The organism is Stenotrophomonas sp. MMGLT7, from assembly GCF_021168555.1.
Taxonomy (GTDB): Bacteria; Pseudomonadota; Gammaproteobacteria; order Xanthomonadales; family Xanthomonadaceae; genus MMGLT7.
Map to the genome: position 1 here is coordinate 1 of NZ_JAJOZS010000007.1, position 18,548 is coordinate 18,548.

Sequence of the window (18,548 nt, forward strand, 5' to 3'; positions counted from 1 at the left end):
GAGAAGCAGGTCACCGTGGGCCGGCGCACCATCGCCATGCCCGAGCCGTTCTGCGTGATGGCCACGCAGAACCCGGTGGACCAGGAAGGCACCTACCCGCTGCCGGAGGCGCAGCTGGACCGTTTCCTGTTCAAGCTGGTGGTGGGCTACCCGAGCGAGCAGGACTACCACGCGATCATCGACCGCACCACCAGCGGTCAGGCGATCGAGCTGTCGGCGGTGACCGATGCGGCGACGCTGTGCCGGCTGCGCACGGTGGTGCGGCAGGTGCCGGTGCCGGAGGCGGCGCAGAGCTACGCGATCCGGCTGGTGATGGCGACGCAGCCGCGCAGCGCGTACGCGCCGGCCTCGGTCAACGCGTCGGTGACGCTGGGGGCCTCGCCGCGCGGCATCCAGGGGCTGATGCTGGCGGCCAAGGTGCAGGCGCTGCTGGACGACCGCTTCGCGGTGGCGGTGGAGGACATCAAGGCGGTCGCGCTGCCGGTGTTGCGCCACCGCCTGGTCACCAACTTCCACGCCCAGGCCGGCGGCATCGGCGCCGACGACCTCATCGCCGACGTGCTGGCGGCGGTGAAGCACCCGCATTCGGCCGCCTGACGGCGAGGACGGAAGCTACTGGCGAGGTGCAGGCGCCGCCAGCACCGCCGCCTCGGCGCGCCGCCAGTCCTCGTCGGCGACGGTCTCGACGGCATGGCCGGCGCAGCGCGCCGCGGCCCGCAGTGGATTGCACAGAGCCGCCGCCCGCCGCGGCAGGCGCACCGAGAAGCCGCCGGGGAAGCGTTCGTCCGGCCACAGGTAGTCGGTGGAGACCCACTGCGCGCCGGAAGCCAGCGCCCGCTCGCGGTGCGCGACGTCGTTGCCGCGCGCCTGCACCGTATCGGCATCGGCGCGGGTGCGCACCAGGAAACCGGCGCGCACCGCCCGGGCGATGCGCTCGGCATCGCGCTGCGGGTCGTTGAGGGTCAGGTAGGCCGCCGCGGGCGAGTCCTCGTCGGTGTTGACGAACATCGCCCGGCCCTCAAGCGAGGCGCGCCGGCCGCGGTACAGCGCGACCTTCTCCGGGCCCTCGTCGAGCGCGAACAGGAACCTGCCGCGCGCCTGCGCCAGGGTCGGCCAGGCACCGGCGAGCACCGCCTCGCGCAGCGTGCGGTGCCTGCCCTGCACCTCGTCCGGGGTGATCAGCCGCGCGGCCGGCAGCACGCTGCGGATCTCCGCGTCCAGCTCGTCGAACCCGGCCGCGTCGAACCCGCGCAGCGACACCCCTTCGGGGACGGCATCGCCGTCCTTGGCATTGACCAGCACCAGGATCGGCACATGCCCCGGGTGCCGGTCCGACCAGGCCAGCAACTGCCGCAGGCAGTCGCGGAACAGCGGGCAGCTGGAACGGAAGTCCGCGTCCGGCACGTGCATGGCCTTCAATCCGGGCTGCGCCATGGCATGCAGCCAGCGGCGATCGAGCGTGCTGCCGGCGGCCCTGGCCAGCAGCGGGTCCAGATAGCGGCCGCCGTGCGGATCGTCGCGCACCACGTCCAGCTCCAGCTGCCGCGCGCCGGCGTCCAGTTGCGCCGACAGCGGCTTGTGGGCGTAGTCCAGCGCCAGCGCCGCCTCCGGGTCGCGGGCCTGGATCAGCGCATGCTCCGCGGCGGGAATGGCCTGCTTGTAGCTGTTGTGGGTGCCGACCGCCAGCAGGTCGTTGAGCTTCAGCTGCCGGTCCATCCACGGCCGCACGCAGTCCGCCCCGCCGGCCGCGGCCAGGTCGCCGGCCTGCGCCGCGCATCCGGCCGCATGCGCGCCGCCCGCTAGGACGGCCAGGGGAAGCAGCCAGCGCCATGCGGCCGTGGCGCGGGGAAGGGTCCGGTCAGAAATCAAGGCTCACCTGCAGGCTGTGGTTGCGTTCGAGCAGGCAGTAATACGTTGGATCGGTGGCAATGCGGTTACCCCCGGTCGCAGAACCGCAGAATGGCCGCCGGTCCGCGGCCACCTGGCGCCGTGGCACGCGCGAAGATCCTCGTCGGCCGGCCCTGCCCCGCCACAGCGGCGGCATGCCTGGCGCTGGCGCGCAGCCGTCGGCGCCCTTCCGAAAACCGCCGGATTCGCAGTGCATGCGCACAAACGAAAACAGGACCCGAAGGTCCTGGTTCGATGGATCGCAGAATGTCCGCCGGACACCTGCAGATCGACGTCTGGAGCGGGAAACGAGACTCGAACTCGCGACCTCAACCTTGGCAAGGTTGCGCTCTACCAACTGAGCTATTCCCGCTTGGGAGGCGAAATTCTACAAGGAACGGCAAAGCTGTCAACTGTTGTCGTTGCCGTTTTTCCGGTTCTGCATCGCCGCCTTTTCATCGGCCTTGAGGCTGGGCCATGCCGCATGCAGGTACTGGAAGCCGGACCACAGCGTGAGCAGCGCCGCGATCGCCAGCGTCCAGTCGCCGATGTGGAAGATGAAGCGCCCCAGCCAGATCTCCTTGGTCGCCACGTGCCCGGGCGTGACCGAGTACAGCAGGCACAGCAGCGCGACCATCTGCGCGGTGGTCTTGATCTTGCCGATCATCGCCACCCGCACCTTGGCGCGCTGGCCGATCTCGGCCATCCACTCGCGCAGCGCCGACACCGCGATCTCGCGGCCGACGATCACCGCCGCCCAGAACGCCATCCACGGCGTCGGATGGCCCTGCACGATCAGGAACAGCGCCACCGCCACCATCAGCTTGTCGGCCACCGGGTCCAGGAACGCGCCGAAGGCCGAGTACTGGTGGTAGCGCCGCGCGATCCAGCCGTCGAGCCAGTCGGTGATCGCGGCCAGGCCGAAGATCGCCGCGCAGGCGAAATTGGTCCACTTGTAGGGAAGGTAGAACACCAGCACCAGCACCGGGATCATCACGATCCGCAGCAGCGTCAGCCAGGTGGGAATGGTCACTTTCATCGGGAGATTCTACTCGCCCGCGGCGTCGGGCATCGGCAGTCCGTGCAGGTTAGCGTAGATGCGCGCGGCCAATGCGGCATTGATGCCCTCGACCCGGGCGATCTCGGACTCGCCGGCCGCCTTCAGCCCCGCCAGCCCGCCGAAGTGCTTGAGCAGGCTGGCCCGGCGCCGCGGCCCGATGCCGGGGATGTCCTCCAGCTTGCTGGTCATGCGCACCTTCTGGCGCCGCCCGCGGTGGCCGGTGATGGCGAACCGGTGCGCCTCGTCGCGCACCTGCTGGATGAACTGCAATGCCGGCGACGCGGCGCCCGGACGCAGTTCGCGGCCGTCCGGCAGCACCAGCGTCTCGTGGCCGGGCCGGCGCTCCTCGCCCTTGGCCACGCCCACCAGCACCACGTTCTCCACGCCCAGGTCGGCCAGCGCCGCCTGCGCCTGCGCCAGCTGGCCGGCGCCGCCGTCGATCAGCAGCACGTCGGGCATCACCCCGTCCTCCTCCACCGCGCGGCGGAAGCGGCGCTCGATGGCCTGGTGCATGGCGGCGTAGTCGTCGCCCGGCTCGATGCCGCTGATGTTGTAGCGGCGGTACTGGCTGCTCACCGGGCCGCTGGCGTCGAACACCACGCACGAGGCCACGGTCGCCTCGCCCATGGTGTGGCTGATGTCGAAGCACTCCACCCGCTTGACCGGCTCGGCCAGCCCCAGCATCTCGCGCAGCGCCTCGCTGCGGGCGTGCTGCGCGCTGCGGCTGCTCAGCTCGGTCGCCAGCGTCGCCTGTGCGTTGCGGCTGGCCAGTTCGACGTAGCCGGCGCGCTCGCCGCGCACGTTCCACCGCAACGCCACCCTGCGCTCGGCGGCGCTGGCCAGGGCGGTCTCGATCAGGCCGGCGTCGGGAATCTCGCGGTCCAGCACGATCTCCGGCGGCGGCGCGTGCTCGGCGTAGTACTGCGAAACGAAGGCGCCCAGCACTTCCTCGGCGCTGTCCTCGCCGTTGGTGCGCGGGTAGAACGCGCGCGTGCCCAGGTTGCGGCCGTCGCGGAAGGCCAGCAGCAGCACGCAGGCCTGGCTGCCCTGCATCGCGCAGGCCAGCACGTCCAGGTCGGCGGCGCGGCCATCGACGTACTGGCGGCTCTGCATGCTGCGCAGCGAGGCCAGCAGGTCGCGCAGGCGCGCGGCGCGCTCGAACTCGAGCTGCTCGCTGGCCTGCTGCATGTCCTTCATCAGCTCGTCGGCCAGCTGGTCGCTGCGCCCTTCCAGGAACAGCGTCGCCCGGCGCACCGACTCGGCGTACTCGTCGGCGTCCACCAGCTCTACGCACGGGGCGCTGCAGCGGCCGATCTGGTACTGCAGGCACGGCCGCGAGCGGTTGCGGAACACGCTGTCCTCGCAGCTGCGCAGCTTGAACAGCTTGTGCATCAGGTTGAGCGTCTCGCGCACGGCGGTGACGCCCGGATACGGGCCGAAGTAGCGGCCGGGCACGGCGCGCGGGCCGCGGTGCAGCGCGATGCGCGGCCACTGCTCGCGCGTGAGCAGCACGTAGGGATAGCTCTTGTCGTCGCGCAGCGCCACGTTGTAGCGCGGCGTCAGCGACTTGATCAGCTGGTTCTCCAGCAGCAGCGCCTCGGCCTCGGTGCGGGTGACGGTGACGTCCATCCGCGCCACCTGCGAGAGCATGGACATGATCCGCGCGCTCTTGGGCGAGCCGCTGAAGTAGCTGGCCACGCGCTTGCGCAGCGCGCCGGCCTTGCCGACGTACAACAGCGTGTCGTCGGCCGAGTACATGCGGTACACGCCGGGAGCGGTGCTGAGATTGGCGACAAAGGCCTTGCCGTCGAATCGGCTGGGTTCGCCTGCAGTCATTCTTGGATCGGGATCTCGTGCAATTGGCCGGTAGCCGGCTGGTATTTCAGCAGCGCGTGGGCGTCGGTCTCGGCGATCCACACCGCATCGTCGGTGGCCGCCAGGCCGGCCGGCCCATGCAGGGGACGTGGCAGCGCCACCGTGGACAGCTCGCCGCCGCCCAGCCGCAGCACCCGCAGGCGGCCGTTGCCGCTGTCGGCGATCCACAGCAGCGGCGCCTCCGGGCTCAGCGCGATCGCCTGCGGATACTGCAGGCTCGCCTGGCCGCGCGGTCCGTCGGCATCGCCGAATTCCCAGTTGCCGCGCCCGCCCACCAGGGTCTGCACCCGGTCGCCGGCGATCTGCAGCGAACGCACCGACGAGGCCAGCGCGTCGCACACGTACAGGGTGTGCTGCACCTGGGCCAGGCCGGTGGGCTGCGAGAACGCGGCCAGGTGGCCGCTGCCGTCGCGCGACTCCAGCGCGCCGGAGCCGGCGCGCCAGTGCAGTTCGCGGCGTCCCAGGTCGTAGCTCCAGATGCGGTTGTCGCCGGCCATGGCCAGGTGCACCTGGTTGTGAGCCACCACCAGGTCGCGCGGCTGGTTCAGCGATACCTGCCGCGGCTGCGACACGACGCCTTCCACCGGCTCCCCGGCTCGGCCGCTGCCGCACAGCGTGTCGACGTGCCCGGAGGACAGGTTGATCCGGCGCAGCGCATGGTTGCCGGTATCGGCGACGTACAGGGCATCGCGCAGCAGCGCGACGCCCTGCGGCCGGCGGAAGGCCGCCTCGCCGATGCCGCCATCGACGAAATCCGCGATCCCCAGGCCGAAGCTGCGCAGCACGCGTCCGCCATGGTCGCACTCGAGAATGCGGTGATGGCCGCTGTCGGCGATGTACAGCCGTTCCTCCGTCGCCGCCAGGCCCATCGGGAAGCTCAGCGTGGCCCGCGGCTCGGCATTGGCCTCGGCCGTGCCGGCGAAATCCTCGTCCAGCCGCGGAAGCGCGTCTTCGCAAAGCATATTGAGCGTCTTCTCCAGGTCGCCCGCCTGCGCCCCGACCAAGCGCGAGTGCTCCTCGCCCCGGCTGTCCAGCAGCACCAGCGTGGGCCAGGATTCGACGGCGAAATCGCGCCAGGCGCGCCAGTCGCGGTCGAGCAGCGCCGGCATGGCGGCTCCCTGCCGGCGCAGCAGCTTGAGCGAGTGGGCCGGATCGCGCTCGCTGTCGAAACGCGGGACCTGGACCACGATGGCCTGCGCCCTGCCCGGATTGCGCGCGCTCCATTGCGCCAGCTCGCCCACCCGCTGCATGCACCAGGCGGACGCGGCGTTGACGAACGCCAGCACCAGCGGGCGCCCGCGATAGTCCCCCAGCGTGGCCGGCCTGGCATTGAGCCAGGTGGAGGAATCCGGCAGTTCCTTGGCTGGACGGGCGCTCATCGCTCGATTATGCCGGAACCGCCTGCCCGGGCCAGCCGTTCCACGGTAGCCGCGGCCGCCTGTTCCACGCGCGCCCATACCTGTTCGAAATCCCGCGGACCGCCGCTGTACGGATCGGCGAGGTCGTCGGGCCCGGCCACCCCGGCCCAGGGCAGCCACAGGGCGACGCGGGGCCTGGCCACGGGCGGGGCCAGCCGGCCGACGTCGTGCAGGTTGTCGCGGTCGGCGCACAGGATCCAGTCGAAACGCTCGAAATCCTCCCGCGCGATCCGGCGCGCGCGCAGCGTGGAGATGTCGACGCCGTGCCCGCGCGCGCAGGCGATGGCCCGCGGGTCCGGCGCCTGGCCGGCATGCCAGCCGCCGGTCCCGGCCGAATCCACCTGCACCCTGCCCGCCAGCGGCGAGGCCTGGATGCGCGCGCGCAAGGCGCCCTCGGCCATCGGCGAGCGGCAGATGTTGCCCAGGCACACCAGCAGCAGGCGCGTCATGGCGCGGACAGGAAGGCCTCGGCCCGCTGCAGGTCCTGGAACGTGTCGATGCCCGGCGGGAACGGTTCCGGCGTCACCGCCACGGCGATGCGGTAGCCCGCTTCCAGCACCCGCAGCTGTTCCAGCGACTCCATCCTCTCCAGCACGCCCGCCGGCATCTGCGCGAACCGGCGCAGGAAATCCACCCGGTAGGCATAGATGCCGATATGCCGGAACCACTGCCCGTCCGGCAGCACGGCGCGGTCGTGGGCGAAGCCGTCGCGATGCCAGGCGATCGGCGCGCGGCTGAAGTACAGCGCATCGCCGTGCGCGTTCTTCACCAGCTTGACCACGTTGGGGTCGAACAGTTCGTCGGCCGCCTCCACCGCGGCCGCCAGCGTGGCCATCTGCGCGCCGCTGGCGGCCAGCGTCGCGGCCACCGCGCGGATGCCGGCGACCGGGGCGAAGGGTTCGTCGCCCTGCAGGTTCACCACCAGGGTGTCGTCGCTCCAGCCGGCCCGCTCGGCGCAGGCCGCCAGGCGGTCGGTCCCGGAGGCCAGCTCGGACGCCGTCATCGCCACCGAGACGCCGGCAAGCCCGGCAACCGCTTCGGCGATGCGCGCATCGTCGGTGGCCACCCAGACCTCGCGCGCGCCGGCCGCCAGCGCGCGCCGGGCCACGCGCGCGATCAACGGCTCGCCGCCCAGCAGGCGCAGCGGCTTGCCCGGCAGGCGGGTGGAGGCATGGCGGGCGGGAATCGCCACGACGAAGTCCACGGAAGCTGTGTTCATGATTCACCTGTATTCATCGACATCATCGCTCGCCACCGCCGGCACCGCACAACACCAAGGTGCGGCCTTGCTCAGCGCCCATCCGGAGCGTGGCGGGGCGCGAGCTTGTCCAGCCGGTCCAGCAGCGCCACCCAGAACGCCGCCGGCAGCTCCGCCTGCAGCGGCACGCTGTAGCACCAGGCATTGGCGAAGGCGGCGCACTTGACCGCGTCCTTCTCGGTCATCAGCACCGGCAGCTGGCTGCCCAGGTCCAGGTCCTGCGGCTGGTAGCGGTGATGGTCCGGGAACGCGTGCGGCACCACGGCGATGCCGCACGCGCGCAGCATGGCGAAGAAACGCTGCGGGTGGGCGATGCCGGCCACCGCATGCACCCGCTGGCCGGCGAACGCGGACAGCGCGCGCGTCCTGCCGCCGACCATCGGTACCGCGGTGTCGATGCGCAGCCGCATCTGCCACTCGCCGAAACCGCTCGACTGCGCCGCACCGTCTTCGCCGCCCTGCCCCAGGTTGACCACGCGGAAATCGCATTCCGCCGAGCGCGAGGGCGGCTCGCGCAGCGGCCCGGCCGGCAGCATGCGGCCATTGCCGTAGCGGCGCCGCGCATCGATGACCTCGATCTCGATGTCGCGGGCGAGCCGGTAGTGCTGCAGCCCGTCGTCGCAGACGACGATGTCGCAGCCCTGCTGCACCAGCGCGCGCGCCGCGGCGACGCGGTCGCGGTCCACCCTGACCGGCACGCCGGTCTTGTAGGCGATCAGCACCGGCTCGTCGCCGCCCAGCGCCGGCGCGGTATCGGCCTGCACCCAGCGCGCCGTACCGGCGTCCTGGCGCCCGTAGCCGCGGCTGGCCACGCCCGGCTTCCAGCCTTCCTCGCGCAGCCGCTGCACCAGCTCGATCACCAGCGGCGTCTTGCCGGCGCCGCCGGCGGTGATGTTGCCGACCACGATGACCGGCACCGACACCTGCAGGCGCTTGCGCCAGCCGCGCCGGTACAGCCATCGGCGCGCGCCGATGGCGGCCGCGTAGAGCCACGACAGGCCTTGCATCGGCAGCGGCGGACGTCCCTCGCCGTACCAGTACGGTGGCGAGACCGGACCTTTCTGGCTCATGCGGAGTGCTTTTCCCTGAACTGCATCGCGTGCAGGTGGGCGTACAGGCCGCCGAGGGCGAGCAGCTCGGCATGGGTGCCGCGCTCGACGATGCGCCCGTGGTCCATCACCAGCACCTGGTCGGCATGCTCGATGGTGGACAGGCGATGGGCGATCACCAGCGTGGTGCGGTCCGGCATCAGCCGCTGCAGCGCATCCTGCACCAGCCGTTCCGATTCGTTGTCCAGCGCCGCGGTGGCCTCGTCCAGGATCAGGATCGGCGCGTCCTTGAGCATGGCGCGGGCGATCGCCAGGCGCTGCCGCTGGCCGCCGGACAGGCGCCCGCCACGGGCGCCGACCTCGGCCTGCAGGCCCAGCGGCAGCTGCTCGACGAACTCGCTGGCATTGGCCGAGGCCACGGCCTGGTCGACCTGCTCGGCGCTGGCCTGGCTCATCTCGCCGTAGGCCACGTTGTCGGCGATGGTGCCGTCGAACAGCGTCACCTGCTGCCCGACCATGGCGATCTGCCGGCGCAGGTCGGCCAGCACGTAGTCCTGCAGCGGATGGCCGTCGAGCAGGATCTGCCCCGATTCGGGATCGTAGAAGCGCGGGATCAGCTTGATCAGGCTGGACTTTCCGCTGCCCGAGCGGCCGATGATCGCGGTGACCGTGCCCGGCGTGGCGGTGAAGGTCACGTCGGCCAACGCCGGCGAGCCCTGGCCCGGGTAGCGGGCGGTCACCTGGCGGAACTCGATCAGCCCGCGGGCGCGTTCGACCCGCAGGGTCCCGCTGTTGCTCTCGTCCGGACTGTCCAGCACCGAGAACAGCCGCTGCGCCGAGGCAACGCCGCGCTGGAGCATGTTCTGCACGTTGGTCAGCTGCTTCAGCGCCGGGATGATGGCCATCATCGAGGTCATCAGCGAGACGAATTCGCCGGCGCTCAGGCGGCCCTGCAGCGCCTCGTGGCCGGCGATCAGCAGCAGCACCGCCAGGCCGACCGCGCCCAGCAGCTGCACCGCCGCCGAGGAGATGCCGCGGGTGGACTCCACCTTCATCGCCAGGCGCAGGTTGTTGTCGGCCAGGCCGCGGTAGCGGGCCATCTCGCTGGCCTGGGCACCGTAGATCTTGACGTCCTGCTGGCTGCTCAGCGCCTGGTCGGCCGCCAGCATCAGCTGCGCGTTGCTTTCCTGGATGCGATGGCTGATGCGCCGGTAGCGCTTGGCGACCCGGTCCATCACCCAGGCCAGCGGCGGCGCCACCAGCAGGATGGTGACGGTGACCGTCCAGCTGTACCACAGCATCACCGCCAGCGAGGCGACGATCTGCAGGCTCTGCTGCACCATCACCTTCATCGCATCGACCGCGGCCTGCGCGACCTGGTCGCTGTCCGATCCCAGCCGCACCAGCATCGAGGCCACCGGTTCGGTGTCGAAACGCGCCCCGGGCAGGTGCAGGTACTTGTCCATCACCTGCACGCGGAAATCGCGGGCGATGCTCCTGGCGGCGCGGCCCATCGAGATGTCGGTCATGTAGCCGGCCACGCCGCGCAGCACGAACAGGCCGACGATGGCCAGCGGCAGCCACAGCGCCACGTCGCGGTTGCGGGCGATGAAGGTCTCGTCGGTGATCGGCTTCATCAGCAGCAGGAAGCCGCCGCCCGCCGCCGCCTCGAGCAAGGCGCCGATCGCCGCGGCGACCAGCAGCCAGCGGTAGGGCGCGGCGTACGACAGCAGGCGCCGGTAGGTGCCCCAGGGCGAGGCATTGCGTCCGTTGTCCAGCACGTGACTCATGGCGTGCCCCCGCTGCCGGCGGCGTCGGGCGCGGTGGCGATGGCGATGCGGCGGAACCCGAGCTGCCCCAGCGCGTCCTGCGCGGTCACCACCGCCTGGTAGGGCGTGCGCGCATCGGCGCGCAGCAGCACCGGCTGCTCGCGGTCGCTGCCGGCCGCCTCGGCGATGGCACGCTTGACCGCCTCCACGTCGCTGCGCAGCACCTCGCTGTCGTTGATGAAGTAGCGGCCGTCGGCATTGATCAGCACGCTCAGCGAGCGCGGCGGCGTGGGCGAATCCTGCTCGCTGGCGGTGGGCAACTGCAGCTGCAGCGTGGAACGGGCGTCGAAGGTGGTGGTGATCACGAAGAAGATGATGAGTACGAGGATGACATCGATCAATGGCACCAGATCGATATGCGGCTCGTCCTGTGCGCGATCGTCACGGATGCGCATCAGGCACGGCTCTTGGCGACGGTCGCGGCGCGCGCGGCGGAATCGGCACGCGCCGGCGCGGCGGGCTGCCCGGCCCTGCCGCTCTCCAGCGCATCGAGCAGCGCGGTCGCCTCCTGCTCCATCTCGATGACGTAGCCGGCGATGCGGCCCTTGAAATAGCGGTGGAAGATCAGCGCCGGCACCGCCACGATCATGCCGGTCGCGGTGCATACCAGCGCCTTGCCGATGCCGCCGGCGAGCTGGTTCACGTCGCCCACGCCATGGTCGAGGATGCCCAGGAACATCTGGATCATGCCCACCACCGTGCCCAGCAGGCCCAGCAGCGGTCCGGCCGACGCCACCGTGCCCAGTGCGTTCAGGAAGCGCTCCATGCGATGAACCAGATGCCGGCCGGTGTCCTCGATGCGCTCGCGCACCACTTCGCGCGGGCGGCCGCGCACGTCCAGCGCGGCCGCCAGCAGCGCGCCGAGCGGCGAGCTGCGGCGCAGCGATTCGACATGGCCGGGGTCGAGCTTGCCGCGCACCGCCCAGTTGCGGACCTCCTGGCCCAGCCCGGGCGGCAGCACCTCATTGCGACGCAGGGTCCAGAAACGCTCGAGAATGATCGCCAACGCCACTACGCCCAGCAGCAGCAGCGGCAGCATCGGCCAGCCGCCGGCCTTGACCAGTTCCCACACGCGTCAACCCTCTGGCAAGCCTGCCGTCTGTTCTCGAACCGATAGGATAGCAGTCGCACGCACCGCTCTCGTGCGCCGCTCCGCATCCCACAGCCGTGCCCGCCAGGGCCGGTATTCACGCAGTTGCAGACCCTGCTCCCCCAGCCAGACGCGTGTCGCCCCGCTCCCGGCCGTGTCCAGCACCTCCGCGCCGGCCTCGCGCCAGCGCCGCACCACATCGCCGTTGGGATGGCCGAAGCGGTTGCCATGGCCGGACGAGATCAGCGCCAGCCGCGCCCCGGTGGCGGCGACGAAGGCCGGCTGCGAGGAACCGCCGCTGCCATGGTGCGCCACCGCGACCACCGCCGCCTGCAGTTCGCCGGGCCGGTCCCGCAGCAGCCGGCGCTCGATCACCTCGCCGATGTCGCCGGTCAGCAGCACCGCGCCGAAGCGGCTTTCCACCCTGAGCACGCAGCTGGATTCGTTGCGCAGGTAGGGAAAGCCATCGCCCGGATGCAGGAAGCGGAAGCGCACCCCGTCCCAGCTCCATTCGTCGCCGGCGATGCAGGGATCGGCATCGGCGACCGCCGAACCGGGGGGAGACAGCGTCCGGTCCGCAGGCACGGCCCCCAGCACCGCGCCCAGGCCGCCGGCATGGTCGCTGTCGCCATGGCTGATCACCACCCCATGCAGCCGCGGCTCGCCCAGCGCGCGCAGCGCCGGCACCACCACGCGCTCGCCTGCGTCGTAGCCATCGGCCACCGCCGGCCCGGCGTCGTACAGCAGCGTGTGATGCGCGGTGCGCACCACGATGGCCAGCCCCTGGCCGACATCGAGCATCGTCATCTCCAGTTCGCCCTCGCGCGGCAGCTCCCGCGCCGGGAACAACAGCGGCAGCCACAGCAGCCATGCCAGCGACTTCCCGGGCACGCCCCGCGGCATCAACAGCCAGAACGCCGCCAGCATGGCCAGGAGCAAGGCCACGTCGCGCGCTTCCGGCAGCCACCACAGCGAGAAGCGGCTGCGCGCCAGCCATTCGAACAGCGGCCAGCTCAGGTCGAAGCAGGACGCCGCCGCACGCCAGGCCCACTGCCCGCCGCCGGCATGCACGGCTTCCAGCCCGGTGCCGACCAGCGACAGCGGCACCACCACCAGCGACCACCAGGGAATGGCCACCAGATTGGCCAGCGGCCCCGCCAGCGAAGCCTGGCCGAACAGCATCACCGTGAGCGGCAACAGCCCCACCGTCGCCACGCCCTGGGCGGACAGGAAGGCCCTCAGCCTGCCCCGCGAGTCCTCTGCCCCCAGGCACCACACCAGCCAGGCCACGCCGGCGAAGCTCAGCCAGAAGCCGGCCGTCAGCAACCCAAGCGGATCCACCAGCACGATGGCGATGGCGGCGATGGCCAGCGAATCGCCCACGCTGCCGCGCCGGCGCAGGATTCGCGCCACCGCGACCACGGCGATCATCAGCACGGTACGGACCGTGGGCAGCGCGAAGCCGGCGACGGCCGCATAGCCGATGCCGGCCAGCATGGCCGCCAGCGCCGCGGCCTGCACCCGCGGCCAACGGCGTCCCAATGGCGGCCACAAGCGCCACAACGCACCGGCGAACAGCGCGAAGCAGCCGGCGACCATGCCGACATGGAAACCGGAAATGGCGATCAGATGGGTCAGGCCGCTGGCGCGCAACACCTGCCAGTCGGCGTCGTCGAGCTGCCGCGTATCGCCCAGGGCCAGCGCCTGCACGTAGCGGCTCGAAGTCGAATCGACCGCGTCCCGGATGCGCCCGGACATGCGCTCGCGCCAGGCATCGATGCCGCCCGCCGGCCCGATCCGCTGCGCACGCTGCGGATCGCGCACCAGCGCGCTGGCGCTGATGCGCCGTGCCAGCGCGTTTCTCTCCGCGTCGAACCCGCCGGGATTGGCCAGCCCGCGCGGAGCACGCACGCGCAACTTCAGGCTCCAGCGTTCGCCGGCATGCAGCGCCGTGCGCGGACCGGGAGCGACCGCGCCGAAGTCGTCGTACCACGACACCTGCAATCGCCGCCCCCACAATGCCCGCGGCACGCCGGGAGCGGGATCGACCCGGAACAGGAAGCGGGTCCTGCGCTGCTGCACGTCGGGCAGGTCGAGCACCCTGCCGGTCAACGCGAACTCGCGGCCTTCCAGCGACGGCGGCAACCAGCCTTCCAATGCGCGCGACGCATGCAGCGCCGTCCAGGCAAAGCCCAGCACCAGCAGGACCAGCCAGGACAGCCGTGGCCAACGCCAGTACGTGGCAAAACCCATCGCGATCGCCGCCACGGAGCACCACGCCGGCATCGGCCAGGGAATGAACAGTGCCGCCAACGCTCCCGCCAGCAGCAGGCCCGCGGTCGCGACGCCCACCCTGCGCAACGCAGCGCCATCGCGCGGGCCATGATCCGCAGGAGGTGGAAGCCTTGGTTCGAGGGCAGCACACATGCCGGCAGGCTAGCGACCGGACATCGCGCCTCGCATCGGCGCAAGGCGCGCGTGCCTGTCGGCAAAGCCTGATTCGCCTGCGAATCCGCGCCGGCCGGACGCTGCCATGCGCACCTGCCGGGGAGGTTCCTGCCTTGCCAGGTCTGCAGCGCTCCGGCGTCGCGTGGCAACGACAGGGCAGGAATCGCGGCGTCGACATCCGTCGCTCGCCGCCTTCGCGCTCGCGCACTGCTGCGCGGTGACGCATCGATCATCGCTCCCGCGCAGGCGGGAGCCCAGGGCACTCCCGACCTGGCCGAGCGGAGGATCGAGCGGGCCTCCCCAGCCAGCCCTCGTTAATAGACGACCGGTCTATTCCATGCAGGATGTCCGCCATGGTCAGAACAAGCAAAGCCGAGCTCACCCGCCAGTACATCCTCGACAGCGGCCGCGAACTGGTGCTGCACAAGGGTTTCGTGGGGGTGGGACTGAAGGAGATCCTGGACACCTGCAAGGTGCCCAAGGGTTCGTTCTATCACTACTTCCCGTCCAAGGAAGCGTTCGGCTGCGTGCTGCTGGAGCAGTACGTGGGCGACTACGGACAGCGCCTGGACGCCCTGTTCGCACCCGGCACCGGCAGCGGACGCGAACGCCTGATGCGCTACTGGTCGGCATGGATCGACGACCCGGTGCTGGGCGGCTGGGCCGAACACTGCCTGGTGGTCAAGCTGGCCGCCGAGGTCGCCGACCTGTCCGGGGACATGCGCCGGATCCTGCACGACGGCGTGGCGCAACTGGTGGACCGCATCGCGGCGATGGTGGCCGAAGGCCAGCGCGACGGCTCGCTGCCGCCGTCACTGGCACCGCAGGCCACCGCGCAGACCCTGTACCAGCTGTGGCTGGGCGCCGCGCTGCTGGCCAAGCTTGGCCAGGACAAGGCCCCGCTGCAGCAGGCACTGGCCGCCACCGACCTGCTGCTGGCCCCCAATCCCGCCACCACCGGCGCCTGAACGTGTTTCTGCGCGCCGCTCACCCGAACCCGAAAGGAGTCCACCCCATGAAGATCCTGATCGTCCTCACCTCCCACGACCGCCTCGGCGACACCGGCAAGAAGACCGGCTTCTGGCTGGAGGAATTCGCCGCGCCCTACTACGTGTTCAAGGACGCCGGCGCGCAACTCACCCTGGTCTCGCCGCTGGGCGGGCAGCCGCCGCTGGATCCCAAGAGCGACGAGCCGGACGCGCAGACCGCCGCCACCGAGCGCTTCGGCAAGGATCCGCAGGCGCAGGACGCGCTCGCCCATACCGGCAGGCTGGCCGACGTGCGCGAGGCCGACTTCGACGCGGTGTTCTACCCCGGCGGCCACGGCCCGCTGTGGGACCTGGCCGAGGACCCGGCCTCGATCGCGCTGATCGAGGGCTTCGAGCGTGCCGGCAAGCCGCTCGGTCTGGTCTGCCACGCCCCCGGCGCGCTGCGCCGCGTACGCGGCGCCGATGGCCAGCCGCTGGTCAAGGGCCGCAAGGTCACCGGCTTCTCCAACAGCGAGGAAGCCGCGGTACAGCTGACCGACGTGGTGCCGTTCCTGATCGAGGACGAATTCAAGCGCCAGGGCGGGCTGTACGAGAAGGGCCCCGACTGGCAACCGCATGTCGTCGTCGCCGGCCGCCTGGTCACCGGCCAGAACCCGGCCAGTTCCGAGGCCGTGGCCGAAGCCCTGCTCAAGCAGTTGGCCTGACCGCCCTCCCCATTTCCCTTTCCGGAGTCGAGACATGAATTCTCCCGTGACCGCCGCCACCCTGGCCGCGACCGTTGCCGCGATGAAGCGCGCCCACGTGCAGGACGGCCCGGCCAGCGCCGGACTGCGCCGCGACCGCCTCGGCCGTGCCGCCAGGCTGCTGACCGAGAACCACAAGGAACTGGATGCCGCGATCGGCGCCGACTACGGCCACCGCAGCCCCTACCAGAGCCTGATGGCCGACGTGCTGTCCTCGGTGGGTGCCCTGCAGTACGCCGCCGAGAACGTGGAGCAATGGATGCAGGCCGACGAGCAGCCGGCGCCCGGCCCCGGCATGCAGGCCCGGGTGCAGTACCAGCCGCTGGGCGTGGTCGGCATCATCAGTCCGTGGAACTTCCCGCTCAACCTGGCCTTCAGCCCGCTGGCGGGCGTGTTCGCCGCCGGCAACCGCGCCCTGATCAAGCCGTCCGAGCTGACCCCGCGCACCGCCGGACTGCTGGCCGAACTGGTCGGCCGCTACTTCGATCCGCTGGAACTGACCACCGTGCTCGGCGACGCCGAGGTCGGTGCGGCCTTCAGCGCGCAGGCCTTCGACCACCTGGTGTTCACCGGCAGCACCGGCGTTGGCCGCCAGGTGATGCGCGCCGCCGCCGAGAACCTGGTGCCGGTGACGCTGGAGCTGGGCGGCAAGTCGCCGGTGGTGCTGGACACCGATGCCGACGTGCAGGTGGCGGCCGAGCGCGTGCTGACGGTCAAGACCTTCAACGCCGGGCAGATCTGCATCTCCCCCGACTACGTACTGCTGCCCGAGGCCGCGCGCGATGCCTTCGTTGAACATGCGCGCCGCTTCGTCACCCGCAGCTTCCCGACGCTGCAGGACAACCCGGACTACACCTCGATCGTCAGCGACCGCCACTTCCAGCGCCTGCAGCGGCTGCTGGACGACGCCCGCGCCAGGGGCGCCACGGTGATCGGGCTGCAACCGCAGGGCGAACCCGAGGCCGATGCGGCCAGCCGCAAACTGGCGCCGACGCTGGTGCTCGACGCCAGCGACGAGATGCAGCTGATGCAGGAGGAGATCTTCGGGCCGATCCTGCCGCTCAAGACCTACCGCGATGCCGACGAGGCGCTGGACTACATCAACGCCCATCCGCGCCCGCTGGCCGCCTACTACTTCGGCAACGACGCCGCGCGCCAGCAGCGCTTCGGCGAGCGCACCACCTCCGGCGCGCTGGTGATCAACGACGTGATGACCCACGCCACGGTCGAGAGCGTGCCGTTCGGCGGCGTCGGTGCCTCCGGCATCGGCGCCTACCACGGCATCCACGGCTTCCGCCGCTTCAGCCACGCCAAGGCAGTGGTGGTGCAGAGCCCGGGCGGCGAATCCAACCTGCGCCTGCGCGCCCCCTATGCCGACGGCCTGGCGCAGGTCGAATCGCTGCTGGCGGGCTGACCGCCAGCGGCGATCACTCCGACGTGCGCACTGCCGATCAACGGTTCGACGTCAGGCGATACACAATCAAGTACGGGAGGCTGGCCGACCACATGGCCAGCCTGCACTGATGCCGTGGCTGCGGCGATAGACACCAAAAACCCTGGCGTCACCACTCAATAGTAAACGGGAAGGTCTGGATCCGACCTCTGGGGGATTGCCGTCAGTTCTGTCTCCGACCCGTTCTGCTGGCCGGCGATAGCCACCGACAGAAAACGCAACTTATCTTTTTAAGATAAACAAGTTACGTAACTTTCATCGATACCTGGCGCGCGGTGATAGGGTGTCTTGGGAAGTCGGACGGCAGCGTGGAATTTCGATTTAACAGGTCGGCTGCATAGCGACTAATACCGCTGCAGGAGGAGCGACGAATCAGGGGCTGGGATGTCGTTGCTGGTTGCTGGAATTCGGTGCATGCTGCTGCATCAGCTCAATGATCCAATCAATAAAAACTCGCAGCTTGGCACTGACATGGCGGTTCGGTGGAAATGCCAAGTACAGCGGCATTGGATTAAACCGCCATTGTTCGAATAACGGAATCAAGGTGCCACAAGCCTGATGTGCTGCCGCCATATAAGTGGGCAGCGCAATCACTCCTAACCCTGCTAACCCCGCTTCGAGATAGGCATTGCCATCATCCACTGCGAGCACGTAGCTGCTCCTGATTTCAACACGTTCACTCTCACGGTGCATTACCAAAGGATCAATCTTACCGGTACGTGAGGACAGGAATCCCACTATGCGATGGTTGGCGTTTTCCAGCTCTTGCGGGTTTGCAGGAGTGCCGAGGCGTTTCACATAACTCGGTGCGGCGTAGGCGGCGATTTGCAAATCGCCGACATGGCGTGCGATCAGGGATTGGTCGTTGATTTCACCACCACGCAAGACGCAATCCACGTTGTCGCTGATCAGATCCACGGCTCGGTCGCTCACGCCCATGTCGAATTGGATATCAGGGTAGCGCGCGTGGAAATCCGGTAGCGCCGGCACCAGGATGAGGCGGGCCAGCGGACTGGGCACGTCCACACGGAGGCGCCCTCTGGGCGTGATCGCCGCACTGGACAAGCTGGTTTCGGCATCCTCCATGTCTGCCAAAAGGCGGACAACACGCTCGTAGTACGCCACGCCATCGGGAGTAACACCGAGCTTGCGGGTGGTGCGATGGAGCAATTTGACGCGCAGGCGTGCTTCCAGCTGCTGGATGAGCTGCGTCACCGTGGTTTTGCTCATATGAAGTGTTTGTGCAGCCTTTGTGAAGCTACCTGCCTCTACCACACGAGCAAAGGCGCGCATCGCGTCGAAGCGATCCATTCTTCATCCTCTCTTTCCGCAGATTGCTTGTATTTTACAAACAATGATGAACAAAGTCGCCTGTTTATCCGCCCGGTCCAGCACCTGTAAATTGCCTTTTTTGTTCATTGGCGAGAATTCGCCATTGCAAAGGCACAG

At 70.0% G+C, this 18,548-nt stretch carries 15 protein-coding genes, 1 tRNA gene and 1 pseudogene; 4 read left to right on the top strand and 13 right to left on the bottom strand.

Annotation, left to right across the window (positions count from 1 at the left end; translation table 11 throughout):
* On the top strand, window positions 1–597 hold a 597-nt coding region (locus LRX76_RS10385; protein ID WP_231804817.1), incomplete at its 5' end, for a MoxR family ATPase.
* 15 nt (window positions 598–612) lie between these two features.
* Here LRX76_RS10385 and LRX76_RS10390 read toward each other — a convergent pair.
* From LRX76_RS10390 to LRX76_RS10445, 12 genes and pseudogenes are all read right to left on the bottom strand, one after another.
* Window positions 613–1,869, bottom strand: coding sequence for a phosphatidylinositol-specific phospholipase C1-like protein (locus LRX76_RS10390; RefSeq protein WP_231804819.1), 1,257 nt, complete (start codon window positions 1,867–1,869; stop codon window positions 613–615).
* Window positions 1,870–2,184: 315 nt separating this feature from the next.
* Window positions 2,185–2,260: transfer RNA gene (locus LRX76_RS10395), tRNA-Gly, on the bottom strand.
* Between the two features lie 36 nt (window positions 2,261–2,296).
* The gene (gene pgsA, locus LRX76_RS10400; protein ID WP_231804821.1) at window positions 2,297–2,926 is read right to left on the bottom strand and encodes a CDP-diacylglycerol--glycerol-3-phosphate 3-phosphatidyltransferase; all 630 of its coding nucleotides are present in this window, start codon (window positions 2,924–2,926) and stop codon (window positions 2,297–2,299) included.
* A gap of 9 nt (window positions 2,927–2,935) precedes the next feature.
* Window positions 2,936–4,783, bottom strand: a complete 1,848-nt coding sequence (gene uvrC / locus LRX76_RS10405; protein ID WP_231804823.1) for an excinuclease ABC subunit UvrC — start codon at window positions 4,781–4,783, stop codon at window positions 2,936–2,938.
* A complete protein-coding gene (locus LRX76_RS10410) occupies window positions 4,780–6,201 on the bottom strand; it encodes a hypothetical protein (protein ID WP_231804825.1) in 1,422 nt (473 codons plus the stop codon). Before LRX76_RS10410 ends, uvrC begins: the two co-directional genes overlap by 4 nt.
* Complete coding sequence (locus LRX76_RS10415; protein WP_231804828.1) at window positions 6,198–6,689, bottom strand: low molecular weight protein-tyrosine-phosphatase; 492 nt, start codon at window positions 6,687–6,689, stop codon at window positions 6,198–6,200. Before LRX76_RS10415 ends, LRX76_RS10410 begins: the two co-directional genes overlap by 4 nt.
* Complete coding sequence (gene kdsB / locus LRX76_RS10420; RefSeq protein WP_231804830.1) at window positions 6,686–7,459, bottom strand: 3-deoxy-manno-octulosonate cytidylyltransferase; 774 nt, start codon at window positions 7,457–7,459, stop codon at window positions 6,686–6,688. The genes LRX76_RS10415 and kdsB overlap by 4 nt, the downstream gene beginning before the upstream one ends.
* Window positions 7,460–7,530: 71 nt before the next feature.
* A complete protein-coding gene (lpxK, locus tag LRX76_RS10425) occupies window positions 7,531–8,568 on the bottom strand; it encodes a tetraacyldisaccharide 4'-kinase (protein WP_231804832.1) in 1,038 nt (345 codons plus the stop codon).
* On the bottom strand, window positions 8,565–10,337 hold the full coding sequence (gene msbA, locus LRX76_RS10430) for a lipid A export permease/ATP-binding protein MsbA (protein WP_231804834.1): 1,773 nt from the start codon (window positions 10,335–10,337) through the stop codon (window positions 8,565–8,567). Before msbA ends, lpxK begins: the two co-directional genes overlap by 4 nt.
* Window positions 10,334–10,771: a biopolymer transporter ExbD gene (locus tag LRX76_RS10435; RefSeq protein WP_231804836.1), complete on the bottom strand. Its 438-nt coding sequence runs from the start codon at window positions 10,769–10,771 to the stop codon at window positions 10,334–10,336. The genes msbA and LRX76_RS10435 overlap by 4 nt, the downstream gene beginning before the upstream one ends.
* Window positions 10,771–11,448: a MotA/TolQ/ExbB proton channel family protein gene (locus LRX76_RS10440; protein WP_231804838.1), complete on the bottom strand. Its 678-nt coding sequence runs from the start codon at window positions 11,446–11,448 to the stop codon at window positions 10,771–10,773. The genes LRX76_RS10435 and LRX76_RS10440 overlap by 1 nt, the downstream gene beginning before the upstream one ends.
* Window positions 11,339–13,827, bottom strand: a pseudogene (locus LRX76_RS10445) (DNA internalization-related competence protein ComEC/Rec2). The gene LRX76_RS10440 and the pseudogene LRX76_RS10445 overlap by 110 nt, the downstream one beginning before the upstream one ends.
* Window positions 13,828–14,267: 440 nt before the next feature.
* On the opposite strand from LRX76_RS10445, the gene LRX76_RS10450 reads away from it, so the two are divergent.
* The 3 genes from LRX76_RS10450 to LRX76_RS10460 are packed head-to-tail and all read left to right on the top strand — an operon-like array spanning window position 14,268 to window position 17,060.
* Window positions 14,268–14,882 carry a TetR/AcrR family transcriptional regulator gene (locus LRX76_RS10450; RefSeq protein ID WP_231804840.1) on the top strand — a complete coding sequence of 205 codons (615 nt, stop codon included), beginning with the start codon at window positions 14,268–14,270 and terminating at the stop codon, window positions 14,880–14,882.
* Window positions 14,883–14,929: 47 nt separating this feature from the next.
* A complete protein-coding gene (locus tag LRX76_RS10455) occupies window positions 14,930–15,607 on the top strand; it encodes a type 1 glutamine amidotransferase domain-containing protein (protein WP_231804843.1) in 678 nt (225 codons plus the stop codon).
* A 34-nt stretch (window positions 15,608–15,641) separates the two neighbouring features.
* A complete protein-coding gene (locus tag LRX76_RS10460; RefSeq protein ID WP_231804845.1) occupies window positions 15,642–17,060 on the top strand; it encodes a coniferyl aldehyde dehydrogenase in 1,419 nt (472 codons plus the stop codon).
* Between the two features lie 411 nt (window positions 17,061–17,471).
* Here the strand turns inward: LRX76_RS10460 and LRX76_RS10465 are convergent, their stop codons facing one another.
* Window positions 17,472–18,410 (bottom strand): LysR family transcriptional regulator, encoded by a 939-nt coding sequence (locus LRX76_RS10465; RefSeq protein WP_231804847.1) that lies wholly within the window; start codon window positions 18,408–18,410, stop codon window positions 17,472–17,474.
* Window positions 18,411–18,548: the final 138 nt, after the last annotated feature.